Source organism: Humibacter soli, assembly GCF_054779035.1.
This window is the reverse complement of record NZ_BAAGYX010000001.1, coordinates 1,186,729-1,209,116: the sequence shown is the minus strand read 5'-3', so window position 1 is coordinate 1,209,116 and position 22,388 is coordinate 1,186,729. Positions and strand designations below refer to the sequence as shown.

The following is a 22,388-nucleotide window of genomic DNA, read 5'->3' as shown; positions in this document are numbered from 1 at the left end:
TCTTTCTGCAAGCTTCTAAACGGTCACTCGGTCGTCACGCCCGGTGAGTGCCAGCAGCCGGGACTGCAGCGATGCGTCCTCGGGCACCGGGACCGGCGACGCGAACAGGCCGCTCGCCTCGAGGGTCTCCTTCTGCGGTTCGAACACCGTCCAGGCCGCGGCGACGAGCGCGTCTCCCAGCTGCTCGTCGGCGCCAATCGCGCGGGCGAGATCCCAGGTGTGCACGATCACATCCGAGGCCTGCTCACGCAGGTAGGCGCTTGCGGGAACCCTGTCGTACGAGAGGTTGACCTTCGCGTCGGGGTCCACGGATGCCCAAGCACGCGTCGCCGCGAGCGAATACCGCCGCCACTCGGCCACGAGATCACTGCCGAGCGGCTCGAGCCGCGACCTGGCCTCTCCCACGGTGCGCCCGGCCAGCAGCAGCGGAACCCACTGCTGCTCCTCGATCACGTGCGAGACGAGTTCCCGCACGTCCCAGTCCACGTCCGGGGTCGGAGCGGACCAATCGACGACCAGCTCGATGCGCTCGCCGAATGCAGCGTGCGCGCCGACCTGGACGTCCAGCCAGTCCGTGAATGACATATGGTGTTTCTCCTGCTCAGCGTGGTGCTGTTCGGTGTCGTCGACACTGTCGACACCCGCCTGCTGCGGGCCTGCCAGTGCTTCGTCGTGTGTGTTCCAGAACCGTGGGTCGCGCTCGTTCATTCCGCCGTGCCCCCGCTCGCTGCGCGTTGACCGCCGCCGCCCGCGTTTCCGAGGGCGTCGGCGATGGGAGTGGGGCCCGAGACGAGGTCGAACTGGGTGCGCACCGTCTCGGGACGGCGCAGTACCTCGGCGATGACCGCCGCTACGTCCTCGCGCGGGATGGAGCCGCGAGCCAGCCTCGGGGCGATGCTCACCAGACCCGTTCCGTCTTCCAGGGTGAGGGCTCCCGGCCTGATGATCGTCCAGTCCAGCGAGGTGCGCCGGAGCTCGGCATCTGCGTCGCGCTTCGCGGCGACGTAGGCGGCCCACGACTCACTGGCGTCGGCCGCGACCGGATCGTCGACGCCCATCGCGGAGACCTGCACGAACCTCGAGATTCCCGCGTGCTGTGCGGCGAGCTGCGCCTTGATCGAGCCGCCGTAGTCGACGGTCGCTTTGCGTGCCACACCGGAGTCGGGGCCGGCACCCGCGGTGAACACCACGGCATCCGCGTTCTCGATCGCCTCCGCGACGGCGCCGGCGTCGGCCGTCTCGATGTCGAGGAGCACTCCTTCACCGCCGAAGCGGTAGATGTCGTCTGCGTGGTCCTCGTTTCGCACGATGCCCACGAACTCGTCACCCTGGTCGTAGAGCACCCGCATGAGCTGTTGCGCCACTTTGCCGTGTGCTCCGATGATCGCCACCCGTGTCATGAGTCCATCATGCTCGCTCCTGACGCCGGTGTTTTAACCTGCCAGCTCTCATGCGTCTACCGGGTCAGCGCGGCCAAGCGCCATTGCGGGGAGTGGGACAATGGCACACGTGTGGAGACGACGCGACAGGCAGGGCACGACGCGACCGGACGAGGTGTTCGGCGTCGGCGTGCAGGTGCATGTCATCGACGACGACCGCGAGGGAACACTGGGCTGGGTCGGCGATCCGACGGGTGTGATCGTGGCCAGCGCGACCGGGCTCGCAAACGGCGCGTTCGACGTGCAGCGACTCTCCGGCAGGGTGTGGGTCGTGTCGTTCGACGAGCCTCAGTACCGAGTCGATGGTGCAGGTCCGTTCGACCGGGCCAGCGTTCCGGAGTATCTCCTGATGACGGCCCCGGTCGCCGACACAAGCGCGGACGACGACGAGGACGCGAACGCCGACCGCGCGGGCAGGGCAGAGGACGAGTCGTGAGCCACCTGCTGTTCTCCTACGGCACGCTGCAGCTTCCCGCGGTGCAGCAGGCGACCTTCGGCAGAGCCATGCCGATGCGCGCTGCGACCCTGCCCGGCTACGTTCTCGACACGGTCGCCATCACCGATCCCCACGTCGTCGCGGTGAGCGGCAGCGCGGAGCATCCCTTCGCACGACGCACCGGAGTCGAGTCGGACGTCGTGGCGGGCTCCGTCTTGGAGCTGGATGACGCCGAGCTGGCCTCTGCAGACGAGTACGAGGTCGACGACTACACACGCGTCGCGGTCACGCTGGGCACGGGGGAGATCGCGTGGCTCTACGTCGACGGTGCCACCGTCGACTCTGAGGGCTGACGGCGTGAGAATCCGAGGCTGAGCATCGGCCTTCTTTCCGTCGCCGATGTCGGTCCCCGCTTCTATACTGCGAGTCATGCTCGTGGAGGGCACCCTTCGCTGGCGGGTCACGGAAGACTGCCCGTTGGACCTGCTTGTCGCGCTGTGCTTGCGCGACCTCGCCGGGCTCGATGGCGCCGGCGACCCGCCCCTGCCGTCCGTTGTGCCTGCCGTTCAGCGCGAGCCGGCAGTGCACCGCATGCTCGCGGTCGCACCCCATCAGCAGCTGCCGCCCCTTGAGGGCGGCCAAACCGCCGACGAGTTGCCGACGCTCGCCGACGAGTGGACGAGGTGGTGGCGACGCTCGGTGGTGCGGATGAACGCCGTGGCGTCATGGAGCACGTTGTTCGTGCCGCCGCACTTCGCGGCATTCGACCGCGAGCTCGAGCTGCAAGACCTGGTCATCGCCCGGTTCGCAGACGCCGTCGCCTGGTCGAACGCCAGGCGTGCCGAGTACCTGGCCGACGATCTGGCGCATCACTCCGAGTACTCGGCCGAGATCGTCGACGTCGTGCGAACCCGCGAGCACGAGCTGCGAAGGCAGGCGGGGTCATTCCGCCTCGACATCGAAGCCCTGCCGCTCGCCGAGAAGGGAGCATGGGTGGTCGGACCCGACACGGTCGTCATCAGCTGGAGCCTGCGTGACGACCGTGCCGCGTTCCGAAGCTGGTTCGAACCCCTGGTCGCCGCCCTCGTCTGAGGGCGACGCCGTCTGGGATCGACGCGACCTTGGCGCTACGCGACGCGGGTCGCGGGAGAGACGGTCAGCTCTGCGTCGGTCATCGCGACGGGCAGGATGACCTCGTCGATGCGCTTCAGCACCTCGTCGTCGAGCTTCACACCCGCAGCCTCGGCGTTCGAGGCGACCTGCTCTGGGCGGGATGCCCCGACGATGGCCCCGGCGACGTTGGGGTTGTGCAGCACCCACGCCACGGCGAGCTGGGCGAGCGTGAGGCCCGCCTCGTCGGCGATCGGCTGAAGGCTCTGCACCGCGGTGAGCACCTCGTCGGAGAGGAACCGCTTGATGGCTCCCGCACCGCCCTTCTCGTCGGTGGCGCGGCTGCCGGCGGGCAGCTCGGCGCCCGGCTTGTACTTGCCGGTGAGCACGCCCTGTGCAACGGGAGACCAGACGATCTGGGAGATTCCGAGCTCCTCCGACGTGGGGACGACCTCGGCCTCGATCACCCGCCACAGCATCGAGTACTGCGGCTGGTTCGAGATCAGCTGGAACCCGAGCTGCTTCGACAGCGCATGGCCGGCGCGAAGCTGCTCCGCGTTCCACTCGCTGACGCCGATGTAGAGCGCCTTGCCGGCGCGAACGACGTCGGCGAAGGCCTGCATGGTCTCTTCGAGCGGTGTCTCGTAGTCGTACCTGTGCGCCTGGTAGAGGTCGACGTAATCCGTGCCGAGACGGCTGAGCGATCCGTCGATGGACTCGAAGATGTGCTTGCGGCTGAGGCCGGTGTCGTTGTGGCCGAGCGGTCCGGTCGGCCAGTAGACCTTGGTGAAGATCTCGAGGGACTGGCGGCGCTGGCCCTTGAGGGCATCGCCCAGCACGACCTCGGCCTTGGTGTTCGCGTAGGCGTCGGCGGTGTCGAATGTCGTGATGCCGGCGTCGAGGGCCGCGTGCACCGACGCGGTGGCCGCATCGTTCTCGACCTGAGAGCCGTGGGTGAGCCAGTTGCCGTAGATGATCTCAGAGATCTTGAGTCCGCTGTTTCCGAGGTATCTGAAGTCCATGTCGTCAACGTTATCTGCACTGTCACGGCGTCGTGACGCCCGCAAAGAAGGAGGACCGCGCGGTCGTCGGTGGTGGGTGCGACACTGAACGGGTGGGACGTGGCGACGGACGGGACAGGCAGGTCACCGTCGGAGAAGTGGATGACACGGGCGCCACGAAGCTCCACGTCGACATGGACGCCTTCTACGCGTCGGTCGAGCTGCTCGACCGTCCCGAGCTCCGCGGTCGTCCGGCGATCGTCGGGCACGCGTCGGGTCGCTCCGTCGTGTCGAGTGCCACGTACGAGGCGCGGAAGTTCGGAGTTCGCAGCGCGATGCCGGTCTCGCAGGCGCTGCGGTTGTGCCCCGATGCGGTGGTCCTGGAGCCGCACTTCGACAAGTACGCCCACTATTCGCAGCAGGTGGTGGGCATCCTCGGCGATGTCACTCCGCTCGTCGAGCAGGTGAGCATCGACGAGGCGTTCCTCGACGTCGCCGGCTCGGTGCGGCTGCTCGGCTCTCCCGCGACGATCGGCGCAGCGATCAGAAAGAAGGTTTTGGCCGAGACGGGGCTGGCCTGCTCTGTCGGGGTGGCAGGCACGAAGTTCATGGCGAAGCTGGCGTCGACGAGGGCCAAGCCGGACGGCATGCTCGTCATCCCGGTGGCGGAGACGCTCGCGTTCCTGCATCCTCTGCCGATCGGAGCGCTCTGGGGAGTCGGGCCGGCGACGCAGGAGACCTTGCACCGTTACGGGTTGCGCACAGTGGGCGATGTCGCATCGACTCCGCTCGACGTGCTGAGGCGCTGGGTCGGCGAGGCGTCGGGTGTGAAGCTGCACGAGCTCGCGAACGGCATCGATCCGAGGCGGGTCGAGACTTCGACGCGGGAGAAGAGCATCGGACATGAGGAGACCTTCGAGCACGACCTCACCGACCTCGCCGTGCTGCGCCGTGAACTCCTGCGGCTCTCCACGCAGGTGGCCGCCAGGCTGCGCAAGCACGGGATGACCGGCCGCACGGTTGCGCTGAAGCTGCGATTCGCGGACTTCCGCACCATCTCCCGATCCCGCACCCTCGGCGAGCCCACCAACGTCGGCAAGCGCATCTTCGAGGAGGCCGCTGAGCTGTTGGACGCCGCACTGGATCAGGGCGGCGCCGTGCGTCTTCTCGGCGTGCGCGCCGAGCAGCTCGTGCCGGACGGCACCGGTGCTCCGTTGCTCTGGGATCCCGACGAGGACTGGCGCGACGCCGAGCACGCCATCGACAAGGTCGTCGCCAAGTTCGGGGGCGGCGTCGTCACCCCGGCCGCGTTGGTGGGAAGTGTGCCGCGACGCGTCGGCGACACCGCGAACGCGAAGGTGATCAACGAGCGGGAGGAGCCGGCAGGCTGAATCGCTCCACCCCGGGCATCCCGTGGATGGGCGACAGGGGGGTACGCAGGCCCGTCGGCAGCGTGGTGCGGCTCAGCGCAGTGTGACGTCGATGCCGCGGTGGTCGCTGCCGTTCGCGGGCAGCACGGTGCTCGTCACGGTCGTGAGCCCACGTGTGAGCAGGTGATCGACCCTGGCGAACGGGAAAGACGCCGGCCAGGTGAACCCGAAGCCGAACGTCGATGTCGGCGCCTCCGTCACGGTCTGCTCGAGCTGCCGGAACTCGCGGTCCGTCGAGCCGGAGTTGAAGTCCCCGACGACGATGACTCGCGGGTCTTTCGCGTCGTCGAGAGTGCTCTTCAATGCGGAGAGCATGGTGTCGCGCTGCTGGTACTCGCCGAGGCGCACCGACGCCATGTGCACTTCGAAGACCCGCACGGGGCCGTCCGCAGTGCTGACGTCGACGCTCAGCGCGCGGTTCCAGCCAAGGCCCAATTCGAGGGGCTCGCCTGCTGAAAGCGGAGTCTTGCTCCACACGCCGATGGTGCCGACCACGTAGCTGTGCGGATACGCCGTAGCGAGCATGCGCTCGGCGACCGGGGTCGATTCGGAGTCGAGCTCCTGAAGTGCGACGACGTCCGCACCCCGCGCCATCAACGAGTGGATGGTCGCGGCTGGGTCGTGATTGCCGGCGTCGATGTTTTCGCTGACGACGTGGAGGTTCGCCGTCTGGGTCGACTCGTGGGGAATGACCATCGGCACGAACAGCACGGCCCATGCCGCCGCCGCGATGCCCACGCCGATCCAGGCGAACGGCGATCTGCGACCGACCGCCGCGGCGACGACGAGCGCAGCGATCGGCACCCACAACCACGGCAGGAACGTCTCGAGAAGCGACATGTAGCCGCCGACGTCGGGAATCCACGCGTGGGTGAGCAGGAGGAGGGCGGTGATGAGGCCGAGCACACCGACGACGATCCCGCGATCGGAGGCTCGTCGGCGGGCTTTCGACACCCGACGATTATGGCGTGATGGCCTTAGTGTCTATTGCACGATATGTCCAGCAAGCCGTGGTGTTATCGCGCGCACCCCGAGTAGCTTTGAGCCATGGCTGATCTCGTGCTCAAGCTCGCTGATTCACTCAAGTCCACATCGGGTGTGCGGACCGCCTACGGCGACCCGGTGACCATCGACGATGTCACCGTCATCCCGGTCGCACTCGGCTGGTTCGGATTCGGCGCTGGGGAGGGCCCGCGTGAGCCGGCACTCGGCTCGGGCGGGGGCGGCGGGGGATTCAGCATCCCGATCGGCGCCTACATCAAGGACAAGACGGGGGTGCGGTTCGAGGCCAACCCGATCGCGCTGCTGGCGGTGGGCATCCCGTTCGTCGCGGTCTCGACCGTCGGGCTCTCGCTGATGTTCCGGTCGCTGCGGGGACGCCGTCGACTGGTGCTCAAGGGCTTCCCGGGGCGTCGCCGCTGATTCCACGCGCGGCGGCGTTGCGTTCAGCCGCGGCCCTCTCGGCAGCCCGTTTGCTCGCCAGTGCCGCCTTGCGCTCTGCGGCGAGCCGTTCGAACTTGCGCAGACGCACGATCATCAGCCGCAGCAGCAGCACGAACGCGAGCGCCACGATGAGCAGCACCCACATGATGACCATCGGCGTCTCCTCACGCGAACCCGAACACCACACTAAGCGTTCGCGGCGTCATCCGCTTCACGATCGCGTCCGCCGAACCGTGCGCTGCGGCGGGTGCTGACTATACTCGTGTGACGAACACGGGAGTCCGGTGAGCCGGGCTGAGAGGAAGGTTCTCCAACCTTCGACCGTCGAACCTGATCTGGATCATGCCAGCGCAGGGAGGCCATCTCTTGGGAGCTTCGCACCGTGCGGAGCATTCACCCGTGCCCACGTACTCGAGACGAGAGGGCACGCATCGTGCACGCAACCATTGCAGCAACCTCGACGCCCGCCAGGCGGGTCTACCGCTGGCGCGTCGTCGACATCATCGTCGCGGCGGTCGTCGGAGTGGCATCCGGCGTCATCTTCTGGGCATGGGGTCTGGCGTGGACCCCGCTGTCGGCCGCTCTGACCCTCCTCGGCCCCGGCGCGGCGGGTCTACTGGCCGGCGGCTGGCTCTTCGCGGGAGTCGTCGGCGGCCTGATCATCCGCAAGCCGGGCGCAGCGCTCTTCACCGAGATCGTCGCGGGCGTTGTCGAGATGCTGATCGGCAACGAGTGGGGTTTCACGAACTTCATCTGGGCGGCCATCGAGGGTGCGGCAGCCGAGATCGCGTTCGCCATCCTGCTGTACAAGGTCTGGAACCTCGGTGCTGCCCTTTTCGCCGGCGGGCTCGCCGGTCTCTCGACAGGTCTGCTCGACACCACCTTCACGTCCCTCGCTGCACTCGACGCCGCGCAGCGCTGGCTCTACATCGGCACAGCGGTGCTCTCCGGTGTCGTCATCGCCGGACTGCTCGGCTGGCTGGCTGTTCGCGGGCTCGCAGCAACAGGAGCACTGAGTCGCTTCGCCGCCGGCCGGCGGACGCGGGTCGTGGATGACGGTGCCGTGAGTGACGACCGTGCCGACGCCTCGACCGGTTCCGCCGGGAGCGTGTAGGAGAGCCGGATGACCTCGGAGCGCGCCTCAGGCGGCGCACGGGTGCTCGCCCGCGGCTGGGGCTGGCGTCACGCCGGCCGGTCGCGGTGGGCCGTGCGCGACGTCGACCTCGACATCCGGCCGGGTGAGCGAGTGCTGCTGTTGGGCGCGAGCGGCGCAGGAAAGTCGACGCTGATGCAGGGGATCGCCGGAGTACTCGGCGGTGACGACGAGGGCGATGCCGCTGGCACCCTCACCGTCGACGGGCTGCACCCGGGGGCGGCGCGGGACCGGGTCGCGATGGTGCTGCAGGACCCCGATTCCCAGGTCGTCATGGCCAGACTCGGCGACGACGTGGCGTTCGGGTGTGAGAACTCCGGAGTGCCGGCCGCGGAGATCTGGCCGAGGGTCGAGACAGCCCTGAGGCATGTCGGGCTCGACCTTCCGCTGTCGACCCCGACCTCTGCCTTGTCCGGCGGCCAGAAGCAGCGACTGGCGCTCGCGGGCGCCATCGCGATGCGTCCTCGACTCCTGCTGCTCGACGAGCCGACGGCCAACCTCGACCCGGCGGGCGTGGACGAGGTGCGGGATGCCGTCGAGAGGCTCTGCCGCGACAGTGCGGCGACCGTGCTGATCGTCGAGCACAGGGTCGCGGTGTGGGCATCCATCGTCGACCGGGTCATCGTCTTGGACGAAGCCGGCGGCATCCTCGCCGAGGGAGGCCCTGACGAGGTGCTCGACGGACGCAAGGCCGAGCTCGACGCTGCCGGCATCTGGGTTCCAGGGTCTGCCTCGGTCCGCATCCGGCCGGCAGCTGCGGAGGGGGAGACCCTCCTCACGGCGCGGTCGTTGAGCGTAGGGCGGACGCCGTTCGGCACGCGTGTGGCGCAGGTGGCAGCATCGGGCGTCGAGTTCGCGACGCAACGCGGGCGAGCCTTGGCCGTGACCGGGCCGAACGGCGCCGGCAAGTCCACAGTCGCCCTCACCGCGGCGGGCTTGCTTCGCCCGGTCGACGGTGTCCTCGAAGCGCGCGAGTCGTTCCGAAGAGGGTTGCCCGCCGAGCCCTCGCGGTGGCGATCGCGCCAGCTCGTGACCAGGATCGGCACGGTCTTCCAAGACCCGGAGCACCAGTTCGTTCGGTCGACGGTGCGCGACGAGCTCGCGGTCGGCCCCCGAGCTGCGGGTGTCGATCGCCGTGCGGCGGATGCACGAGTGGACGAGCTCCTCGACCGACTACGCCTGGCGCGCCTCGCTGCCGCGAACCCCTTCACCCTCTCCGGCGGCGAGAAGCGGCGGCTCTCCGTCGCCACCGCGATCGCCACGAGGCCCGATCTGCTGGTGCTCGACGAGCCGACCTTCGGGCAGGATGCCCGTACCTGGCGTGAGCTCGCCGCCCTGCTCTCCGAGCTGCTCGACGCCGGCCACGCCGTGATGGCCGTCACCCACGACGACGGGTTCGTCCACGCGCTCGCGGACGACGTGCTCGCGCTTCCCGGAGCAGCCGCGCCGGTCGAGACGCCGGTCCGCGGGCAGACGCATTCCGTCGGCGAGCAACCGCGCGCGGTGGAGGCGACACGATGAGCGTCGTGCTGACACCCGACATCCGCTCCGCCCGCATCGCTGGGATCAGCCCGGTGGCGAAGCTCGCTGCAGCCCTGCTGATCTCGCTCACGCTCGTGCTCACGATCGACTGGGTGTCGGCAAGCGTCGCACTCCTTCTCGAGGCGATGCTGTTGCCCTTCGCCGGAGTGCCCGCCAGGCAGTTCTGGCTGCGCACCGCGCCGGTGTGGATCGCCGCGGCGGCCGCAGCCATCGCGACGGCCCTGTACGGGGCCGACTCCGGCGCGGTTCTCTGGAGCCTCGGTCCGGTCACCGTCACGCAGGGGTCGCTCTCGCTGGCCGGCGCGATCGCGCTCAGGGTGCTCGCCATCGGCATCCCCGGTGTCATACTGTTCGCCACCTCCGATCCGACCGACCTGGCCGACGGACTCGCCCAACTCGTCCATCTCCCCGCACGGTTCGTGCTCGGGGCGCTCGCCGCACTGCGTCTCGTCGGACTGTTCATCGACGACTGGAGGGCGCTCGGACAAGCGCGACGAGCCCGCGGCGTCGGCGACGGGGGAGGACCCCTTGGAGCCATCCACCGCCTCGGCTCGCGGTCGTTCGCACTGCTCGTGCTCTCGCTACGCCGTGGGAGCAAGCTCGCGACGGCGATGGAAGCCAAGGGGTTCGGAGGGACGACGCGGCGCACCTGGGCCAGGAAGGCACGATTCGGTCGTCGCGATGTCGCCATGGTCTGCATCGGTGCGGGTATCGCGGCATGTGCGACGGCGGCCGCCGTGCTCGCAGGAAGCTGGTCCTTTGTCGTCTCCTGACTCGAACCTCGCCGCCGGACCCGTGACTCCTGTCGACTCAGGCACGCCTCCGGCGATCGTGCGCGCGGCGCTCGAGAGGTCGGAGGCACCGATCATCCTCATCGACGGCCCGAGCGGGGCCGGCAAGTCGAGGCTCGCCGACGCCGTGATCGCGGCGTGGCCCGAGCGGCGGGCACGGCTCGTGCGTATGGACGACATCTACCCGGGGTGGGAGGGACTCGCGGCTGCGGCAGAGCTCGTGCCCGCCGAGCTCCTCGGACCCCTGCGCGCCACCGGCGCGGGCCGCTGGCGAGGCTGGGACTGGGTCGCGTCGTCGCCCACCGACTGGCACTCCGTCATCGGTGGTCATCCACTCGTCGTCGAGGGCTGTGGATGCCTCACGCGGGCATCAGCGCCGCTCGCCGACCTGCGGGTGTGGCTCGGAGCGGACGACGCCGTACGGAAGCAGCGAGCGTTGGAACGGGATGCGGGCGCCTTCGACGCGCACTGGGACATGTGGCAGCGCCAGTGGGAGTACCACATCGCCGATGAGTCGCCGCGCGAGCTCGCCGATGTCGTGCTGGACGGCACGCACACAGTCTGACGCGCGCGTTTCAGCGGTTGGCCGCTCGCGCGGTAGCTTTGTGGAATGAGCGACAACGCAACCGAGTACATCGTCGAGTATTCCGACGGTCCATTGGCGGGCACCAGCGAGCGCCGATACCTCGTGCGCGGCAGGTACGACGAGAGCCTGAATGCGGTCGCGGCGATCGACGGCGTCGAGTCGCTCTTCAAGTACAACGCCATCGACAGCCGCGAGATCAGGGGCGAGGTGCACGTGCGCTACGCGTTCGACGCCTCGGACAGCGACCCGTTCGAAAGCGACCCCGAGGACGATCCGGCACGCTGAGCCGCTTGCTCCGGGCGCGGCCTCACGCCCACCCGAGCTCGTGCAGTTCCTCGTCGTCGATGCCGTAGTAGTGCGCGATCTCGTGCACGAGCGTGACGTGCACCTCGTCGCGCAGCTGCGTCTCGTCGTCGCAGATCGAGAGCAGAGGCTCCCGGTACACGATGATGCGGTCGGGCATCTCGCCGAAGCCATAGCGATCCCGCTCGGTGAGGGAGATGCCGTCGTACTCGCCGAGCAGGCTCAGCGAGCCGTCCGGCGGCCGACTCTCCACCAGGAACGCGACGTTCTCGATGCCGTCGACCATGTCGTCGGGCAGTGCGTCGAGCTCGTCGATCACGAGTTGTTCGAACTCCGCGGCATCCATGCTCATCACGACACCAGCGTGCCACGAACGGGCGCCGGCCAGGCGGGCCCGTCGTCTACCGGGCGCCGCCCGTTGTGACTCTGCCCGTGTCGTAGGCCCACATCGCCAGCTCGACCCGATTACGGGCGCCGAGCTTCAGCATGATGCTGCCGAGGTGTGCCTTGACGGTGCCGAGGCTCACCAGAAGGTCGGCGCCGATCTCGGCGTTCGTGAGGCCGCGCGCCACGTCGCGAAGCACCTGCTCCTCGCGGGCCGTGAGCGGCTCGGTCGGCCGCACGGGGGAGCCCGCACCGTTCTTCGCGCGGAACACCTCGAGCAGCCGAAGAGTGAGGGCCGGATCGATCAGCGAGTCTCCGGCATGGGCGGCGTGCACGGCGTGCGCGAGCTGGTCCGCCCCCGAGTCTTTGAGCAGGAATCCGCGTGCGCCCGCCTTCAAGGCCGCGTGCACGTAGTCGTCGACGTCGAAGGTGGTGATCACGACGATCGCGAGTGGATGCGCCACATCCATCCCCGCGAGGCGTCGGGTCGCCTCGATGCCGTCGAGCCCGGGCATCCGGATGTCGAAGAGTCCGACGTCCGGGTGCAGACGCTCTGCGAGCCGTACGGCTTCGAATCCGTCTGCGGCTTCGCCGACCACCTCCATGTCGGGCTGAGCGTCGAGGATCATGCGCAGCCCGGCGCGAACGATGGGCTGGTCGTCCGCGACGAGCACCCGGATCATCGACCGGCACCTCTCGTCGGCAGCCATGCTGAGACGGTCCAGCCGCTCACGGCATCGGGACCTGCTGTGCAGGTGCCTCCGAGCGCCGTGGCTCGTTCGCTCATCCCCACGATGCCGAATCCCCTCGTGCCGGCGGGCACGGGATCGTGGTCGGGTCCGGGTAGGCCATGATGGCCGTCGTCGTGCACGCTCAGCCGAACCCCGTCAGGCTCGACCGCCAGGTCCACGTCGATGACGGTGGCCCTCACGGCGTGCCTCCGCGCGTTGGTGATCGACTCCTGCGCGATCCGGTAGAGGGCGGTCGCGACGGGTGCCGGCAAGGGATCGAGGTCGCCGTCCACCTGGAGCGACACTGTCGGGCCGTTGCCGCCTGTTCGGCCATCCTGATCGGCGAGCGCACGAAGGTCGGTCACGCCTGGAGCGGGGGAGCGGCCGCCTTCCGGTGCGTGGCCGTCGGCCGTGCCGTCACGGAGCGTGCCGACGACGGATCGCATGTCGCGCAGCGTTCGTCGTGCCTCCGATTCGATGACGCGCAGCATGTCGGCAGTGGCCTCCTGATCGCGGTCGGCCACGGTCAGGCCCGCCTGGGCGCTGATCGCGATCGCGGAGACGTGGTGTGCGACGGTGTCGTGCAGGTCACGCGCAAGACGCTCGCGCTCCTGGGAACGCGCGCGCTCCAGACGTTCGGTGCGCACGGTCGCGCGGTACCTGAAGACCGCGCCGAGGGACAGGGATGCCGCCACCACGGCGATTCCGCCGACGATGTTCTGCAGCACGGGCGGTCCGACGAACAGCGACCGGGCCATCGCGATCAGCATGATCGCGCCGACCACGATGATCTCCTTGCCCGATCCCCAGCGCACCAGCGTGTACGGCAGGATCAGCAGCGCCGCCATCGTGTACAACTCGATCGACGGGGCAGGGATGAACCACTGCACGGCATCGCCAACGAGCACCGCACCGAACGCGATCAGCACGACGGCCCCGGGATGCGCGCGGCGCCAGAGCAGAGCTGCGATCACGATGAGCTCGACGGCGACCGACGGCCACACGGCGGGCGGCACGTGGCGCAGGACGGCTTCGAGCACGGCGAGTGCCGCCAGCACGCCGACGAGCACCCAGTCCCACCAGGCGCGCGGCCGCGCGTGCTGGGCTCGTGGCAGATGCCACGCTGCGCGTGCCACGGAGGTCACGCCTGCATCCTACGAGGCACTCGTGCGGTGCGTAGGACGTGCCTGCGGATAATCCACTCGGCGACCGCGGGGTTGATGACCCATCCCGCGATCATCGGCACCGCCTTGGTGGTCTCCGGGTTGCCGCCTATCGCCACCCACGCACCCATCGTGATCACCTGGGTTCCCGCACCGAGCGCGATGGCGTAGCCGCGCATCATCCACGCTCGATGGGCGTCGAATCGACGGCGAAGCACCGCGACGAAGCCGAGCACGATCGCCACGAACATCCCGACTCCGAACACCCACCGTGCGGCAGGCAGGAGTCCGCCGTCGTGTGCCGGCAGGACGTAGAACTGGGTCATCCACAGACCCGAGAGCGCCGTGGCCAGCCCCGCAGGCACGAGCACGCGGCCCGCAACGCGGTGCCACTTCGGATGACGGGCGCGGAAGCCCGGCTGGAACTGGAAGGCACCGAGCAGGCTGTACACGGTGGCGCTGACGATGTGGATGATCACGGGCGCCGGCATGCCGGTGAAGCGGGCGTTCTCAGGCGTGGTCTCGACGCCGACGGCGAGCGACGCGACCCGATCCGCGCCGGCTATCACCGGCACCAGGCTGAGCAGCACGAGACCGGCCGGAATGAGCCAGTCGCGACGGCGCGTGCCGGAGTGCGGGGTACGGGTCTGTCCTGCAACGTGCGTGGTTGATGCGGTCATGGACCGATCTTGCGAGTCCGCCGGGTGTGCTCACATCGGCCGAACGGCCAGTGCGGGTCGAACGCCCTCTTACGAGATCAGCGGGTCGGCGATGAGGCCTCGGTGGCCAACACGGACGCGAAGGCCTCGCCGAGCGAGTCCGCGACCGATGTCGGATCGCCGAGGTATCCGTTCACCATCCCTCCGTCGCGCAGGATCATCAGCTGCCGTGCCGCGGCTTCGACATCACGCGCGCCGGCCTCAGCCGCGATGTCGGCGAAGAAGTCGAGCATCCACCGTCTGTGCGCCCTGACCTTGTCACGCACCGGATCGTCGGGATCGGCGAACTCGGCGGCTGCGTTGATGAACGCGCAGCCGCGGAAGCCGGGCTGGCAGCTCACCGAGCCGATGTCGGTGGCGAGCGCGCGCAGCGAGCCGACCGGGTCGTCCGAGCGACGCACCCCCTCCATCCAAGCCCGTTCGGCGGCCGCCTGCCCATCGAGGTAGGCGACGACAAGGTCGCTCTTGGTGTGGAAGTGGCGGTAGAAGGTGACCTTCGTGATGCCGACCTGCTCGATGATGCGGTCGGCGCTCGTCGCACGAATGCCCTGGGCGTAGAAGAGTTCGTTCGCCGCGTCGAGGATGCGTGAGCGCGTGTTCGTCCGTGAGGTGACGGCTGTGGCGGATTCCGGCGCGTCCTGCTGCATCTTCTCCTCCGGTATTGATCGGGTCGGCATGGGTCAAGGTCGGAAACAGTTACCTCTACGATGTAGACGTACTAGTAGCTATATGTTAACACCACCACTGCGACATCACTCGGTGACGGAGACGGTGCAGCGACGGAGACGCGAAGCGATCGCCGCATGCGCGAAGGCCCCGGCAGCTTTGCAACTGCCGGGGCCTTCTTCTCTGGGTGAGTAACGGGGCTTGAACCCGCGACCTCCTGGACCACAACCAGGCGCTCTACCAGCTGAGCTATACCCACCATGCGCCCGAGGGCAACCACACGATTCTATTACATGCGAGGGGCCCAGATTTCCACGACTTCCGCTGCGATCTTCTGACACTCCTCAGACGTGGGTCCCGGCGCTCCGGTGAACACGGCGCGCCGGTAGTAGTCGAGTTCACGGATGGACTCGAGGATGTCTGCAAGAGCTCGATGCCCGCCGTTCTTCGACGGCGCATTGAAGTACACGCGCGGGAACCAACGGCGGGCCAGCTCCTTGATGGAGGAGACGTCGACGTTGCGGTAGTGCAGGTGGGCGTCGAGCCGTGGCATGTACTTTGCGAGGAACATGCGGTCCGTGCCGATGGAGTTGCCCGCGAGGGGAGCCTTCTGCTCGTTGGGCACGAATCGAAGGATGTACTCCATCACCTCGTACTCCGCCTCGGCGAGGCTCTTGCCGTTGGGGATCTCCTCGATGAGCCCGCTCGTGGTGTGCATGTTGCGCACGAAGTCGCCCATGTGGTCGAGAGCGCTCTGATCGGGTTTGATGACGATGTCGATGCCGGGATCGAGCGGCACCAGTTCGAAGTCCGTGATCACCACGGAGATCTCGACGAGTTCGTCCGCTTCGAGGTCGAGCCCCGTCATCTCGCAGTCGATCCAGACAAGGGCGTCGTTCGCTGTCGGCATGGCGGCAAGTCTATCGACGGCCTCCGACGCCCGCGGATGGCCTCCTGACAGTTGTGGACGCGTGCTGTCGTCACCCGCAGCCGAAGCGACAATACGGGCCTCAAGTGGAGAGCGATGCACGCGGAGCCGACTCGTCGCCCGCGATCTAGAATCCACTCGTGGAGTTGCAGTTGTACACGTCGGCGTTCTGCGAGCCGTGCATGCAGACGAGGGGTGTCCTCCGCGAGGCGGAGCGCCTGGTGCCCGAGGCCACGGTCACCGAGTTCGATGTCGTGCGCTTCGAGGAGCGGGCAAGAGCGGCGGGCATCCACTCGACACCCACCGTCGTTGTGCTCGACGCAGAGGGCGACGAGGTGTTCAGGGCCATTGGCGTGCCCAGCCTTGCGCAGGTTCTCGTGGCCGCGGCGAAAGCCATCTGAGCGCACGCCCTGCGGTAGCCTGGAAGCCGCTCGTGACAGCCGGCCGCCCCCGTAGCTCAGCGGATAGAGCAGGAGCCTTCTAATCTCTTGGTCGCAGGTTCGATTCCTGCCGGGGGCACCAGATCAAGGAACTCGGGCTGTTCAGGCCATCGATCCCGTACTTACCCCGTACTTTGAATCGAGTGCGGCGGCAGCTTTAGCGGATTGGGTGCTGCGCGACATGTACACGTCCTGTGTCATGGATGGGCGCTTGTGGCCGAGGTATTCGGCGATGTCTCGGGCGGACAGTCCTGCGGCGTCGAGGGCGGTTGCGACGGTCTTGCGCAGCCCGTGCGGGACGAGGTTGGGGTAGCCGAGTCGGGCACGGTTGTGGCGCCAGTCTGATTCGGTGTTTGCGGGGTCGCGTAGCTTCCCTAGAAGCGACGGGAAGACGAGATCCGTGGGTTGAATGTCGCCGGTGAGTCGTCGCGTTAGGAGGGCGCACAGCGTCTCTGGCACCACGATGGTGCGGTTGGAGGTTTCGGTTTTGCCGGGCTCGTGGATGATGAGGCCTTGGCCAGGCACGCGTGTGACGCTTGGGCCGAGTGTGACGGTGCTGTTGTTGAGATCTACGTGGCTGGCACGGAGGGCGAGTGCTTCGCCAATGCGGCATCCGGTCAGTGCCATGAACTCGAGTAGGTCGGACATGTCGAGTCGTTGAAGTTCGTCATCATTGCGGATGGCTGACAGGAACGTGGGTACGGCGTCGAGGGGGAGTGCGGTACTGGTTTGGGTGCGGCGTTTCTCGATGCCCGCGACACCCGTGACGGGGTTGATCTTGATGGCGTCGTTTCGCACGGCGAGGGCGAACATCCCTGACAGGACGGAGCGGCAGCCTTTCGCAGAGCCGGAACCGTGGTCGCTGTCGATTTCGTTGATGAACGACTGCACCCGCATAGTGCTGGTCTCAGCGATGGTGAGCTGCCCGATGCCCGGCTTGATGTGGGTGTCGATGTTGTATGCGTAGGTGCTGAGTGTGCGTGGTGCCCGACCGGATGCACGCTTGGTGTCGAGGTAGGCGTCAGCGAGTGCCGCGAGGGTCGTGCTTCGAGTGATTCGGTTGCTGCTGGGAGTCTCGATCGTGGTGAGTGCACTCTTCAGTGCGTTCTCTGCTTTCGCGCGTGTTGTTGCGAACCGTTCGACCTGCCGGCGTTGACCGTCTTCGAACCGGTAGTAGGTGCGGGCGCGCCACTTCTGCGGCGCGATCTCTTGGGTGTGGATCGTGCCGTGAGCGCCGACCGGGGTTCTAGGCCTTGCCACCGGCCCGCTCTCTCGTTGTCCAGTAGCCCTCGGCGTCGCGTTCGTAAACGGTCAACCAAGCTTCGCCTGCAGACTGTGGGCTGATCTCGTCAGATCGCACTTCAAGGAGCCATGCAAGATCGGCTGATACCGGGGCCAGCTCCGCCCCGAGCCTCACCGCCTCATCCCGCGTATTTCGATAGTCACGCACCGCCTCCTTGAGTCGCTCCAAACCCGACTGCTGAACGGTCTCCGGTGTGTACTTCTCGGGTTCTAGCGCTCGAGTGGCGACAACCGAGAACTCGTTTCGGAGAAGTGTCTCCGCCCGGGACACCTTGGCGTATTGATCCAGCATCTGAACGGCAAACCACCCAGCCCCGACCTCGAGAGGTCCACCGGCATCAGCTTCGACTTCCGTCCTGACGTAGGTGCCTCGAAGCAGATCAAGTGCTTCTTCAGCGGCGAAGTGCTCTCCAGGGAACATCTCGACCTGTTCCTCGCCGCGTAGCGGGACGACGAGCGCGGCAGGCGGTACACCCAGGGCCTTCGCAAATGCAAAGACCTCAGGCAGCGTAATCGCCTTGCGTTTCCCGGCAAGCATGTTGTTCAGGGTCGTTGGCTTGATCTCGTCCGGTTGTAGCACTGCGGACACTCGCGCGGCCAGTTCGGGCGTGCTCAGCCTCATCTCTTCCTTGTACCGGGCAATCGTGCGGAAGACCGTCTTGGAGAGACGGGTCTCCCATGGGTCATCGGGCAACGAGTCGAGCGTGGTCTTGGGAGTCACAGAAAAAGCTTAGGGCACGATGTGTTCGAAGCGGTAAAGACTTGCACGATTCTGACAGGCATCGTAGACTCAGAATATCGCTTAGCGATGCACATCATACAGTGAAAGAGTGAGCACATGAGATCTGACAACCCCGGGGTGGGCGAGCGCCAGCGTCGCCTTCTCAACATCAACGAGCTGGCAGAGCGGTGGGGTGTGTCGGCCGGGACCCTTTACCGGAAGCGGTCCCAGGGGGAAGACCTACCCACTGCAGTCAAGATTGGCTCGCAGGTCAGGTGGCGCCTCGAAGTTGTTGAGGCGTGGGAGCTCGCACACGAGGCACAGACGGCCTCATGATTCCTGACGGCAAGGCCGGGCTGGACGCGAGTCGCTCGGAACGTGGCTACGGCGGACCAGTGGTCGACCCGACATTCACAGCGCTGCTGAAAGCGATCGATGCCGGTCACGTCCCCAGCGACTGGCAGGTCTCCGGACCCCGGTACGTGGAACGTGACCCCTACGTCGGCCACAACGGCCTCACTCTGGATGGAAAGCAGATCCGTATGCCTCAATCAATGGGGCACGTTCGTCTGAACCTGATGCCTGAGGTGGCGGCGGCGGTCCTCCGCTACATCGGTGAGATCGCTGAGCCGGCGCCGTCGAGATCGGGCAAGAGCTGCACCTACCGTCTGCGCAAGCAGTTGCGAAAGAAGAATGCCCGGACCGTTGAGGCGGCAACCTCTGGTCCGGGCAACGATCCCAACGAAACGTCCAAGTAACGAAAGGAACAACAATGTTTAGCACGACTAAGGAAATTGTACAACAGCAGTACGAGGGTCTGGCTGAGTTTTCGCGCGAGATGCAGGCTGCGTATCACGCGGTTTGCGGTGACGACGACTCGTTGGAAGCGCGGTACGCGTTCTGTGACTGGCTGGCCGAACACCAACCGCTCTCGCCGATCCCGGTTCCGCCATGGGCTACCAAAGTCGAGGTCGAGGCGAGTGACTTCCCGAACGTGTGGCTTCGGTTCTCCCACCGGATCATGGCGGGAGAGATCTCTGTCGAGGTCGTCGGCGGACCAATGTTCCGAACGGATGCAGCGGGCGTCGTATACGAGGACTTGGTCCGGGTCTACGTCGATGACACCAATTACGACCAGACAGTGCGGGAGTTCCGCGCTACGGCCGTTGCCATGAACGCGATGGATGAGCACCTGCGGCTGTACGGGGTTGAAGCATGAGCACGTATGCGATGCCGATGCATCCGACGCTGCTGGTGTCCGAACCACGCGGCAATGCCTTCACTGCTCGAGTAGCGGGAAACGTACGCGCCGCTTCCACTGCCGTCACTGGCAAATATGGTGCGGCGATGCTGGCGCGCGTGACGGGTCTGTCATACGCGAGGTGCCTGCGAATCTGGCGTGGTTCGCCAGGTACGACCCTTGGCGATCTCGAGACCATCGCGCGTGGTCTCGATGTCCCTGTCGATGAGCTGTTGGGGCGCACGCTCTGATGGGCGGCGCGGCCGGTGAGGGCCGCACCGCAACCCAGCCATCAAGGGTGCGTTTCTCCGACAACGCCGAACGGTACCTAAACCAGCTCGGCATCGACCTTCTCCTTGGGAAGATCGAACTTCACCAATTGCCGCCCAGCCTCATGCAGTTCTACGAATTCGCATTTGAGGCTGGGCGGCAATCTCTTTTACCTGACCTCGAAAAGGCTCAGGACCAACGCGACCAGTTCTATGAAAGGTGGCTAAACCCTGGTCGCAAATATCCGGAATTGCAGCAACGCCGCATGCGCGCCGGATCGGAAGAATATTGGGTTCAGCTCTTAAAGGATTGGAAAGAGCAGGCTGAGTCTCGCAGCGGCACAACAAAATTCAAGAGTGAGGGAGGGGCCAAATGACGGCCGCCTTTTGGGAAACACGTTCAGAATTGACGCTGATCCGCGACTTCGCGCATTCGCGGATGCTCTCCGCTGACGCCGTGCTAGCCGCAGTACTTGCACGGATCACAGTACTGATTCCGCCAACGGTGATGCTGCCCGCGATCGTGGCAACCCGCTCACCACTGTCAACCTACTTCGGAATCGTCTCACCGTCCGGTGGCGGGAAAACTTCGGCATGGCTCGCTTCGGGTGAACTCATTGGCAACCCGCCACTAGCAGCCGCCTACGCGCAGGTTGGCCTTGGGTCGGGTGAAGGCATCATCGAGCAGCTCAAGGCGGACGAAGACGGCCACCGTGACGTTGAGAACCTGCTTGTCGAGGCCGACGAGATCGGCGCCATGACGACCCTGATTGGCCGTACGGGCTCGAACCTGGCCGGCAACTTGAAGACAGCATGGTCAGGCGGTCTGCTGCACAACGCGAACCGTCACGAGTCCGGAAAGGTTGAGGCGCACACATACAACATCGGCATGTTTGTCGGTGTCCAGCCGCGCGCGGCTCACGAACTTCTGCAAGCCACAGGAGACGGCTTCTTTCAGCGGTTCGTGTTCTTCCGTGGGAATGACGCATCCGTGCCGGACGACTGCAGGGAGCCAGACGAGCGCATCAACATCACGATTCCCCCGAGCGGGGATCTGGTTGTGTGCGGGCCGATCCGCGAGCGCATTCGCCAGGATCGCCTTGCGGCAGTGCGGAATACAGAGTTGGGCGACGTGCGTACGAACTCGCACCGGAATCTGATCCGTCTGAGGCTGTCAGCGCTGCTGTCGATCCTGCGTGACGGGAACGCTGTCGATTGGTCGGATTGGGAGCTTGCCGGGTCCATCCTTGACCGCTCCGACGAACTCGCGGATGGGATGCGTTCGGTTGTTGCTCAGTCGGCGCAGGAGATGGCAACAGCTCGAGCCGTCGCGCGACTGAACGTCGTTGACAGCATCGAATTGACGACGTTCGACAGGGCGAAGGCTCGCATAATTGAACGGCTCTCGGTCGATGAGTGGACGCCCGCGGCGAAGGTGCGGAAGGGTCTCACTGCGTCACTGCGAGGTTCCTTCGACGGCGCGGTTGATGCGCTCGAATCGTCCGGTGAGATCGAGGTTTTGAACATCGCCGGCCAGGGCACTCCGGGACGCATCCTGCGCATTAGGGGTGGCATTGCGTCACCCCCGCCACCCCCTGAGAACACTGGCGGTGACACGGGTGACGGGTTGTCACCCGTCCTCGGTCGCGATCTCGCATCTGATGCTCTGCACGAGTGGGAGCGGGTGACGGCATGAGCGAGATCCGCAGGACTCCGGCCGGTGCTGAGCTGCGCGTCACACGTAGTCGGGGCTTCGGCGTGCTCGTGACCGTGGACCGTGCCGACATGTTGGACGCCACCGCTTCGCAGTGCGAGAAGGTGCGTGAGCTTGCGTTGCGTGAGATGAGCATCGCAGGCACCACAAACCGTGCTGCCGCGTTTCTCGCCTCCCCGAGCATGTGGGTCATCCCCACTGCCTCAGATCGCGAACTCCTGGTCCTGGCTGAACTCTTCGACATTGAGCGGGGGGAGTGGTCGTGAAGGTCTACAGGCGCCACCGCTGCGGGAGTACCCATCGAACAGCGGCCACGTTCATCAGGTGCGCTATCCGTCGCCTCGAGTGGGTGCATGGATCTGGTGAGTATGCCCTGATCGCTTGGTGCAAGGCGCCGACGGTCACCCTGTTCGCGTCGGTTTCCGATGCGGAACGGCAGAAGGAAGTGATCGATCAGTTGGCTTGCGGCGGATCGTGCAAGCGGCACCACGAGATCGTGGCCATCGATATGACACGTCAATGTGACGGGAGGAATTGAACATGAGTAGCAACGAACCCGAAGAGAAGTACTTTCGCCTGCTTGACGCCATCGATCAGGTACGCGCGGGCGATGCAATGGCTGCAATGGAGACGCTTTGGGCTGCCGCTAAAGCAACGGAGTATCCCGGGAACACGGCGTTTGATTACGCGTATCTGCTCCTGCGTTTCGTGGAAGGTATCCTCGCGGGCCTATCCAAAGAAGAGGCAGACAGGATTGTTGAAAAGGCGCGCGGAGGTTTCCTCCTTGCCTCGGGCTTAAACATGCTCAACGGTTCCGGGGGTGACGATGCCTCTTCCAATTCCTGAAGGTTGGACGCCGACATTCCCCGGCCAACGA

Annotated in this window: 32 protein-coding genes, 2 tRNA genes and 1 riboswitch; of the genes, 20 read left to right on the top strand and 14 right to left on the bottom strand. The window is 66.4% G+C overall.

Translation table 11 applies throughout. The features are described from left to right. Positions 1 to 15: 15 nt before the first annotated feature. Both ACYVDN_RS05735 and ACYVDN_RS05730 read right to left on the bottom strand, forming a co-directional pair. A complete protein-coding gene (locus tag ACYVDN_RS05735) occupies positions 16 to 585 on the bottom strand; it encodes a TIGR03086 family metal-binding protein (RefSeq protein WP_460569305.1) in 570 nt (189 codons plus the stop codon). A gap of 119 nt (positions 586 to 704) precedes the next feature. Further along, positions 705 to 1,400, bottom strand: a complete 696-nt coding sequence (locus tag ACYVDN_RS05730; RefSeq protein ID WP_460569303.1) for an SDR family oxidoreductase — start codon at positions 1,398 to 1,400, stop codon at positions 705 to 707. 100 nt (positions 1,401 to 1,500) lie between these two features. Here ACYVDN_RS05730 and ACYVDN_RS05725 point away from each other — a divergent pair, with 100 nt between their 5' ends. The 3 genes from ACYVDN_RS05725 to ACYVDN_RS05715 all read left to right on the top strand — a co-directional run bounded on the left by ACYVDN_RS05725 (position 1,501) and on the right by ACYVDN_RS05715 (position 2,967). Next, positions 1,501 to 1,875 (top strand): hypothetical protein, encoded by a 375-nt coding sequence (locus ACYVDN_RS05725; RefSeq protein ID WP_460569301.1) that lies wholly within the window; start codon positions 1,501 to 1,503, stop codon positions 1,873 to 1,875. Continuing rightward, positions 1,872 to 2,228 carry a gamma-glutamylcyclotransferase family protein gene (locus tag ACYVDN_RS05720; protein ID WP_460569299.1) on the top strand — a complete coding sequence of 119 codons (357 nt, stop codon included), beginning with the start codon at positions 1,872 to 1,874 and terminating at the stop codon, positions 2,226 to 2,228. Before ACYVDN_RS05725 ends, ACYVDN_RS05720 begins: the two co-directional genes overlap by 4 nt. 76 nt (positions 2,229 to 2,304) lie before the next feature. Beyond that, entirely contained in the window at positions 2,305 to 2,967 is a 663-nt protein-coding gene (locus ACYVDN_RS05715) for a hypothetical protein (protein WP_460569297.1), read from the top strand. Positions 2,968 to 3,002: 35 nt separating this feature from the next. Here the strand turns inward: ACYVDN_RS05715 and ACYVDN_RS05710 are convergent, their stop codons facing one another. Then, positions 3,003 to 4,007: an aldo/keto reductase family protein gene (locus ACYVDN_RS05710; RefSeq protein WP_460569295.1), complete on the bottom strand. Its 1,005-nt coding sequence runs from the start codon at positions 4,005 to 4,007 to the stop codon at positions 3,003 to 3,005. A 92-nt stretch (positions 4,008 to 4,099) separates the two neighbouring features. Here ACYVDN_RS05710 and ACYVDN_RS05705 point away from each other — a divergent pair, with 92 nt between their 5' ends. Continuing rightward, a complete protein-coding gene (locus ACYVDN_RS05705; protein WP_460569293.1) occupies positions 4,100 to 5,377 on the top strand; it encodes a DNA polymerase IV in 1,278 nt (425 codons plus the stop codon). 72 nt (positions 5,378 to 5,449) lie between these two features. Here ACYVDN_RS05705 and ACYVDN_RS05700 read toward each other — a convergent pair whose 3' ends face one another. Continuing rightward, positions 5,450 to 6,370, bottom strand: coding sequence for an endonuclease/exonuclease/phosphatase family protein (locus ACYVDN_RS05700; protein WP_460569291.1), 921 nt, complete (start codon positions 6,368 to 6,370; stop codon positions 5,450 to 5,452). A gap of 93 nt (positions 6,371 to 6,463) precedes the next feature. Here ACYVDN_RS05700 and ACYVDN_RS05695 point away from each other — a divergent pair, with 93 nt between their 5' ends. Then, a complete protein-coding gene (locus tag ACYVDN_RS05695; RefSeq protein ID WP_460569289.1) occupies positions 6,464 to 6,838 on the top strand; it encodes a spore germination protein GerW family protein in 375 nt (124 codons plus the stop codon). On the opposite strand, the gene ACYVDN_RS05690 is transcribed toward ACYVDN_RS05695, so the two are convergent. Beyond that, the gene (locus ACYVDN_RS05690) at positions 6,810 to 7,013 is read right to left on the bottom strand and encodes a hypothetical protein (protein ID WP_460569287.1); all 204 of its coding nucleotides are present in this window, start codon (positions 7,011 to 7,013) and stop codon (positions 6,810 to 6,812) included. The genes ACYVDN_RS05695 and ACYVDN_RS05690 overlap by 29 nt on opposite strands. 109 nt (positions 7,014 to 7,122) lie before the next feature. Further along, positions 7,123 to 7,233, top strand: a riboswitch (TPP riboswitch). A gap of 59 nt (positions 7,234 to 7,292) precedes the next feature. Between ACYVDN_RS05690 and ACYVDN_RS05685 the strand changes: the two genes are divergently transcribed. Genes ACYVDN_RS05685 through ACYVDN_RS05665 form a run of 5 tightly spaced genes read left to right on the top strand, consistent with a single transcriptional unit; the run spans position 7,293 to position 11,216 of the window. Beyond that, positions 7,293 to 7,973: an ECF transporter S component gene (locus ACYVDN_RS05685; RefSeq protein WP_460569285.1), complete on the top strand. Its 681-nt coding sequence runs from the start codon at positions 7,293 to 7,295 to the stop codon at positions 7,971 to 7,973. Positions 7,974 to 7,982: 9 nt separating this feature from the next. Beyond that, positions 7,983 to 9,533 carry an ABC transporter ATP-binding protein gene (locus ACYVDN_RS05680; RefSeq protein WP_460569283.1) on the top strand — a complete coding sequence of 517 codons (1,551 nt, stop codon included), beginning with the start codon at positions 7,983 to 7,985 and terminating at the stop codon, positions 9,531 to 9,533. Continuing rightward, a complete protein-coding gene (locus ACYVDN_RS05675; RefSeq protein ID WP_460569281.1) occupies positions 9,530 to 10,327 on the top strand; it encodes an energy-coupling factor transporter transmembrane component T family protein in 798 nt (265 codons plus the stop codon). The genes ACYVDN_RS05680 and ACYVDN_RS05675 overlap by 4 nt, the downstream gene beginning before the upstream one ends. Beyond that, entirely contained in the window at positions 10,314 to 10,910 is a 597-nt protein-coding gene (locus tag ACYVDN_RS05670; protein ID WP_460569279.1) for a nucleoside/nucleotide kinase family protein, read from the top strand. Before ACYVDN_RS05675 ends, ACYVDN_RS05670 begins: the two co-directional genes overlap by 14 nt. Positions 10,911 to 10,955: 45 nt before the next feature. After that, entirely contained in the window at positions 10,956 to 11,216 is a 261-nt protein-coding gene (locus ACYVDN_RS05665) for a hypothetical protein (RefSeq protein ID WP_460569277.1), read from the top strand. A 22-nt stretch (positions 11,217 to 11,238) separates the two neighbouring features. On the opposite strand, the gene ACYVDN_RS05660 is transcribed toward ACYVDN_RS05665, so the two are convergent. The 7 genes from ACYVDN_RS05660 to orn all read right to left on the bottom strand — a co-directional run bounded on the left by ACYVDN_RS05660 (position 11,239) and on the right by orn (position 15,807). Further along, on the bottom strand, positions 11,239 to 11,586 hold the full coding sequence (locus ACYVDN_RS05660) for a metallopeptidase family protein (protein WP_460569275.1): 348 nt from the start codon (positions 11,584 to 11,586) through the stop codon (positions 11,239 to 11,241). A gap of 49 nt (positions 11,587 to 11,635) precedes the next feature. Beyond that, positions 11,636 to 12,328 carry a response regulator gene (locus ACYVDN_RS05655; protein ID WP_460569273.1) on the bottom strand — a complete coding sequence of 231 codons (693 nt, stop codon included), beginning with the start codon at positions 12,326 to 12,328 and terminating at the stop codon, positions 11,636 to 11,638. Next, a complete protein-coding gene (locus tag ACYVDN_RS05650; RefSeq protein WP_460569271.1) occupies positions 12,298 to 13,494 on the bottom strand; it encodes a sensor histidine kinase in 1,197 nt (398 codons plus the stop codon). The genes ACYVDN_RS05655 and ACYVDN_RS05650 overlap by 31 nt, the downstream gene beginning before the upstream one ends. Further along, complete coding sequence (locus ACYVDN_RS05645; RefSeq protein ID WP_460569269.1) at positions 13,491 to 14,192, bottom strand: DUF2306 domain-containing protein; 702 nt, start codon at positions 14,190 to 14,192, stop codon at positions 13,491 to 13,493. The genes ACYVDN_RS05650 and ACYVDN_RS05645 overlap by 4 nt, the downstream gene beginning before the upstream one ends. 77 nt (positions 14,193 to 14,269) lie before the next feature. Next, on the bottom strand, positions 14,270 to 14,878 hold the full coding sequence (locus tag ACYVDN_RS05640) for a TetR/AcrR family transcriptional regulator (protein WP_460569267.1): 609 nt from the start codon (positions 14,876 to 14,878) through the stop codon (positions 14,270 to 14,272). 205 nt (positions 14,879 to 15,083) lie between these two features. After that, positions 15,084 to 15,156: transfer RNA gene (locus tag ACYVDN_RS05635), tRNA-His, on the bottom strand. Between the two features lie 30 nt (positions 15,157 to 15,186). Next, positions 15,187 to 15,807 carry an oligoribonuclease gene (orn, locus tag ACYVDN_RS05630; protein WP_460569265.1) on the bottom strand — a complete coding sequence of 207 codons (621 nt, stop codon included), beginning with the start codon at positions 15,805 to 15,807 and terminating at the stop codon, positions 15,187 to 15,189. Positions 15,808 to 15,965: 158 nt separating this feature from the next. Here orn and ACYVDN_RS05625 point away from each other — a divergent pair, with 158 nt between their 5' ends. Together ACYVDN_RS05625 and ACYVDN_RS05620 are read left to right on the top strand one after the other, a co-directional pair. Continuing rightward, positions 15,966 to 16,226, top strand: a complete 261-nt coding sequence (locus ACYVDN_RS05625; RefSeq protein WP_460569263.1) for a YbbN family protein — start codon at positions 15,966 to 15,968, stop codon at positions 16,224 to 16,226. A gap of 45 nt (positions 16,227 to 16,271) precedes the next feature. Continuing rightward, positions 16,272 to 16,347: transfer RNA gene (locus tag ACYVDN_RS05620), tRNA-Arg, on the top strand. A 20-nt stretch (positions 16,348 to 16,367) separates the two neighbouring features. On the opposite strand, the gene ACYVDN_RS05615 is transcribed toward ACYVDN_RS05620, so the two are convergent. Together ACYVDN_RS05615 and ACYVDN_RS05610 are read right to left on the bottom strand one after the other, a co-directional pair. After that, positions 16,368 to 17,525: a site-specific integrase gene (locus tag ACYVDN_RS05615; RefSeq protein WP_460569261.1), complete on the bottom strand. Its 1,158-nt coding sequence runs from the start codon at positions 17,523 to 17,525 to the stop codon at positions 16,368 to 16,370. Continuing rightward, complete coding sequence (locus ACYVDN_RS05610; protein WP_460569259.1) at positions 17,512 to 18,288, bottom strand: helix-turn-helix domain-containing protein; 777 nt, start codon at positions 18,286 to 18,288, stop codon at positions 17,512 to 17,514. The genes ACYVDN_RS05615 and ACYVDN_RS05610 overlap by 14 nt, the downstream gene beginning before the upstream one ends. 117 nt (positions 18,289 to 18,405) lie before the next feature. Between ACYVDN_RS05610 and ACYVDN_RS05605 the strand changes: the two genes are divergently transcribed. From ACYVDN_RS05605 to ACYVDN_RS05570, 8 genes are all read left to right on the top strand, one after another. Then, a complete protein-coding gene (locus tag ACYVDN_RS05605; RefSeq protein WP_460569257.1) occupies positions 18,406 to 18,624 on the top strand; it encodes a helix-turn-helix transcriptional regulator in 219 nt (72 codons plus the stop codon). After that, the gene (locus tag ACYVDN_RS05600) at positions 18,621 to 19,046 is read left to right on the top strand and encodes a hypothetical protein (RefSeq protein ID WP_460569255.1); all 426 of its coding nucleotides are present in this window, start codon (positions 18,621 to 18,623) and stop codon (positions 19,044 to 19,046) included. The genes ACYVDN_RS05605 and ACYVDN_RS05600 overlap by 4 nt, the downstream gene beginning before the upstream one ends. A 14-nt stretch (positions 19,047 to 19,060) precedes the next feature. Beyond that, entirely contained in the window at positions 19,061 to 19,507 is a 447-nt protein-coding gene (locus tag ACYVDN_RS05595; RefSeq protein ID WP_460569253.1) for a hypothetical protein, read from the top strand. Then, a complete protein-coding gene (locus ACYVDN_RS05590; RefSeq protein WP_460569251.1) occupies positions 19,504 to 19,779 on the top strand; it encodes a helix-turn-helix domain-containing protein in 276 nt (91 codons plus the stop codon). The genes ACYVDN_RS05595 and ACYVDN_RS05590 overlap by 4 nt, the downstream gene beginning before the upstream one ends. Positions 19,780 to 19,826: 47 nt before the next feature. Next, positions 19,827 to 20,174, top strand: coding sequence for a hypothetical protein (locus ACYVDN_RS05585; RefSeq protein WP_460569249.1), 348 nt, complete (start codon positions 19,827 to 19,829; stop codon positions 20,172 to 20,174). Continuing rightward, the gene (locus tag ACYVDN_RS05580) at positions 20,171 to 21,493 is read left to right on the top strand and encodes a YfjI family protein (protein ID WP_460569247.1); all 1,323 of its coding nucleotides are present in this window, start codon (positions 20,171 to 20,173) and stop codon (positions 21,491 to 21,493) included. Before ACYVDN_RS05585 ends, ACYVDN_RS05580 begins: the two co-directional genes overlap by 4 nt. Further along, entirely contained in the window at positions 21,490 to 21,777 is a 288-nt protein-coding gene (locus ACYVDN_RS05575) for a hypothetical protein (RefSeq protein ID WP_460569245.1), read from the top strand. The genes ACYVDN_RS05580 and ACYVDN_RS05575 overlap by 4 nt, the downstream gene beginning before the upstream one ends. Before the next feature lie 274 nt (positions 21,778 to 22,051). Further along, the gene (locus tag ACYVDN_RS05570) at positions 22,052 to 22,357 is read left to right on the top strand and encodes a hypothetical protein (RefSeq protein ID WP_460569243.1); all 306 of its coding nucleotides are present in this window, start codon (positions 22,052 to 22,054) and stop codon (positions 22,355 to 22,357) included. Positions 22,358 to 22,388: the final 31 nt, after the last annotated feature.

Excerpts from the sequence above, each read along its gene's own strand:
- ACYVDN_RS05580 (WP_460569247.1), top strand. The coding sequence starts at position 20,171 with ATGACGGCCGCCTTTTGGGAAACACGTTCAGAATTGACGCTGATCCGC.
- ACYVDN_RS05730 (WP_460569303.1), bottom strand. The coding sequence starts at position 1,400 with ATGACACGGGTGGCGATCATCGGAGCACACGGCAAAGTGGCGCAACAG.
- ACYVDN_RS05715 (WP_460569297.1), top strand. The coding sequence starts at position 2,305 with ATGCTCGTGGAGGGCACCCTTCGCTGGCGGGTCACGGAAGACTGCCCG.
- ACYVDN_RS05695 (WP_460569289.1), top strand. The coding sequence starts at position 6,464 with ATGGCTGATCTCGTGCTCAAGCTCGCTGATTCACTCAAGTCCACATCG.
- ACYVDN_RS05680 (WP_460569283.1), top strand. The coding sequence starts at position 7,983 with ATGACCTCGGAGCGCGCCTCAGGCGGCGCACGGGTGCTCGCCCGCGGC.
- ACYVDN_RS05570 (WP_460569243.1), top strand. The coding sequence starts at position 22,052 with ATGAGTAGCAACGAACCCGAAGAGAAGTACTTTCGCCTGCTTGACGCC.
- ACYVDN_RS05710 (WP_460569295.1), bottom strand. The coding sequence starts at position 4,007 with ATGGACTTCAGATACCTCGGAAACAGCGGACTCAAGATCTCTGAGATC.
- ACYVDN_RS05645 (WP_460569269.1), bottom strand. The coding sequence starts at position 14,192 with ATGACCGCATCAACCACGCACGTTGCAGGACAGACCCGTACCCCGCAC.
- ACYVDN_RS05660 (WP_460569275.1), bottom strand. The coding sequence starts at position 11,586 with ATGAGCATGGATGCCGCGGAGTTCGAACAACTCGTGATCGACGAGCTC.
- ACYVDN_RS05605 (WP_460569257.1), top strand. The coding sequence starts at position 18,406 with ATGAGATCTGACAACCCCGGGGTGGGCGAGCGCCAGCGTCGCCTTCTC.
- ACYVDN_RS05655 (WP_460569273.1), bottom strand. The coding sequence starts at position 12,328 with ATGGCTGCCGACGAGAGGTGCCGGTCGATGATCCGGGTGCTCGTCGCG.
- ACYVDN_RS05690 (WP_460569287.1), bottom strand. The coding sequence starts at position 7,013 with ATGGTCATCATGTGGGTGCTGCTCATCGTGGCGCTCGCGTTCGTGCTG.
- ACYVDN_RS05735 (WP_460569305.1), bottom strand. The coding sequence starts at position 585 with ATGTCATTCACGGACTGGCTGGACGTCCAGGTCGGCGCGCACGCTGCA.
- ACYVDN_RS05725 (WP_460569301.1), top strand. The coding sequence starts at position 1,501 with ATGGCACACGTGTGGAGACGACGCGACAGGCAGGGCACGACGCGACCG.
- ACYVDN_RS05590 (WP_460569251.1), top strand. The coding sequence starts at position 19,504 with ATGAGCACGTATGCGATGCCGATGCATCCGACGCTGCTGGTGTCCGAA.
- ACYVDN_RS05595 (WP_460569253.1), top strand. The coding sequence starts at position 19,061 with ATGTTTAGCACGACTAAGGAAATTGTACAACAGCAGTACGAGGGTCTG.
- ACYVDN_RS05675 (WP_460569281.1), top strand. The coding sequence starts at position 9,530 with ATGAGCGTCGTGCTGACACCCGACATCCGCTCCGCCCGCATCGCTGGG.
- ACYVDN_RS05640 (WP_460569267.1), bottom strand. The coding sequence starts at position 14,878 with ATGCAGCAGGACGCGCCGGAATCCGCCACAGCCGTCACCTCACGGACG.
- ACYVDN_RS05600 (WP_460569255.1), top strand. The coding sequence starts at position 18,621 with ATGATTCCTGACGGCAAGGCCGGGCTGGACGCGAGTCGCTCGGAACGT.
- orn (WP_460569265.1), bottom strand. The coding sequence starts at position 15,807 with ATGCCGACAGCGAACGACGCCCTTGTCTGGATCGACTGCGAGATGACG.
- ACYVDN_RS05665 (WP_460569277.1), top strand. The coding sequence starts at position 10,956 with ATGAGCGACAACGCAACCGAGTACATCGTCGAGTATTCCGACGGTCCA.
- ACYVDN_RS05575 (WP_460569245.1), top strand. The coding sequence starts at position 21,490 with ATGAGCGAGATCCGCAGGACTCCGGCCGGTGCTGAGCTGCGCGTCACA.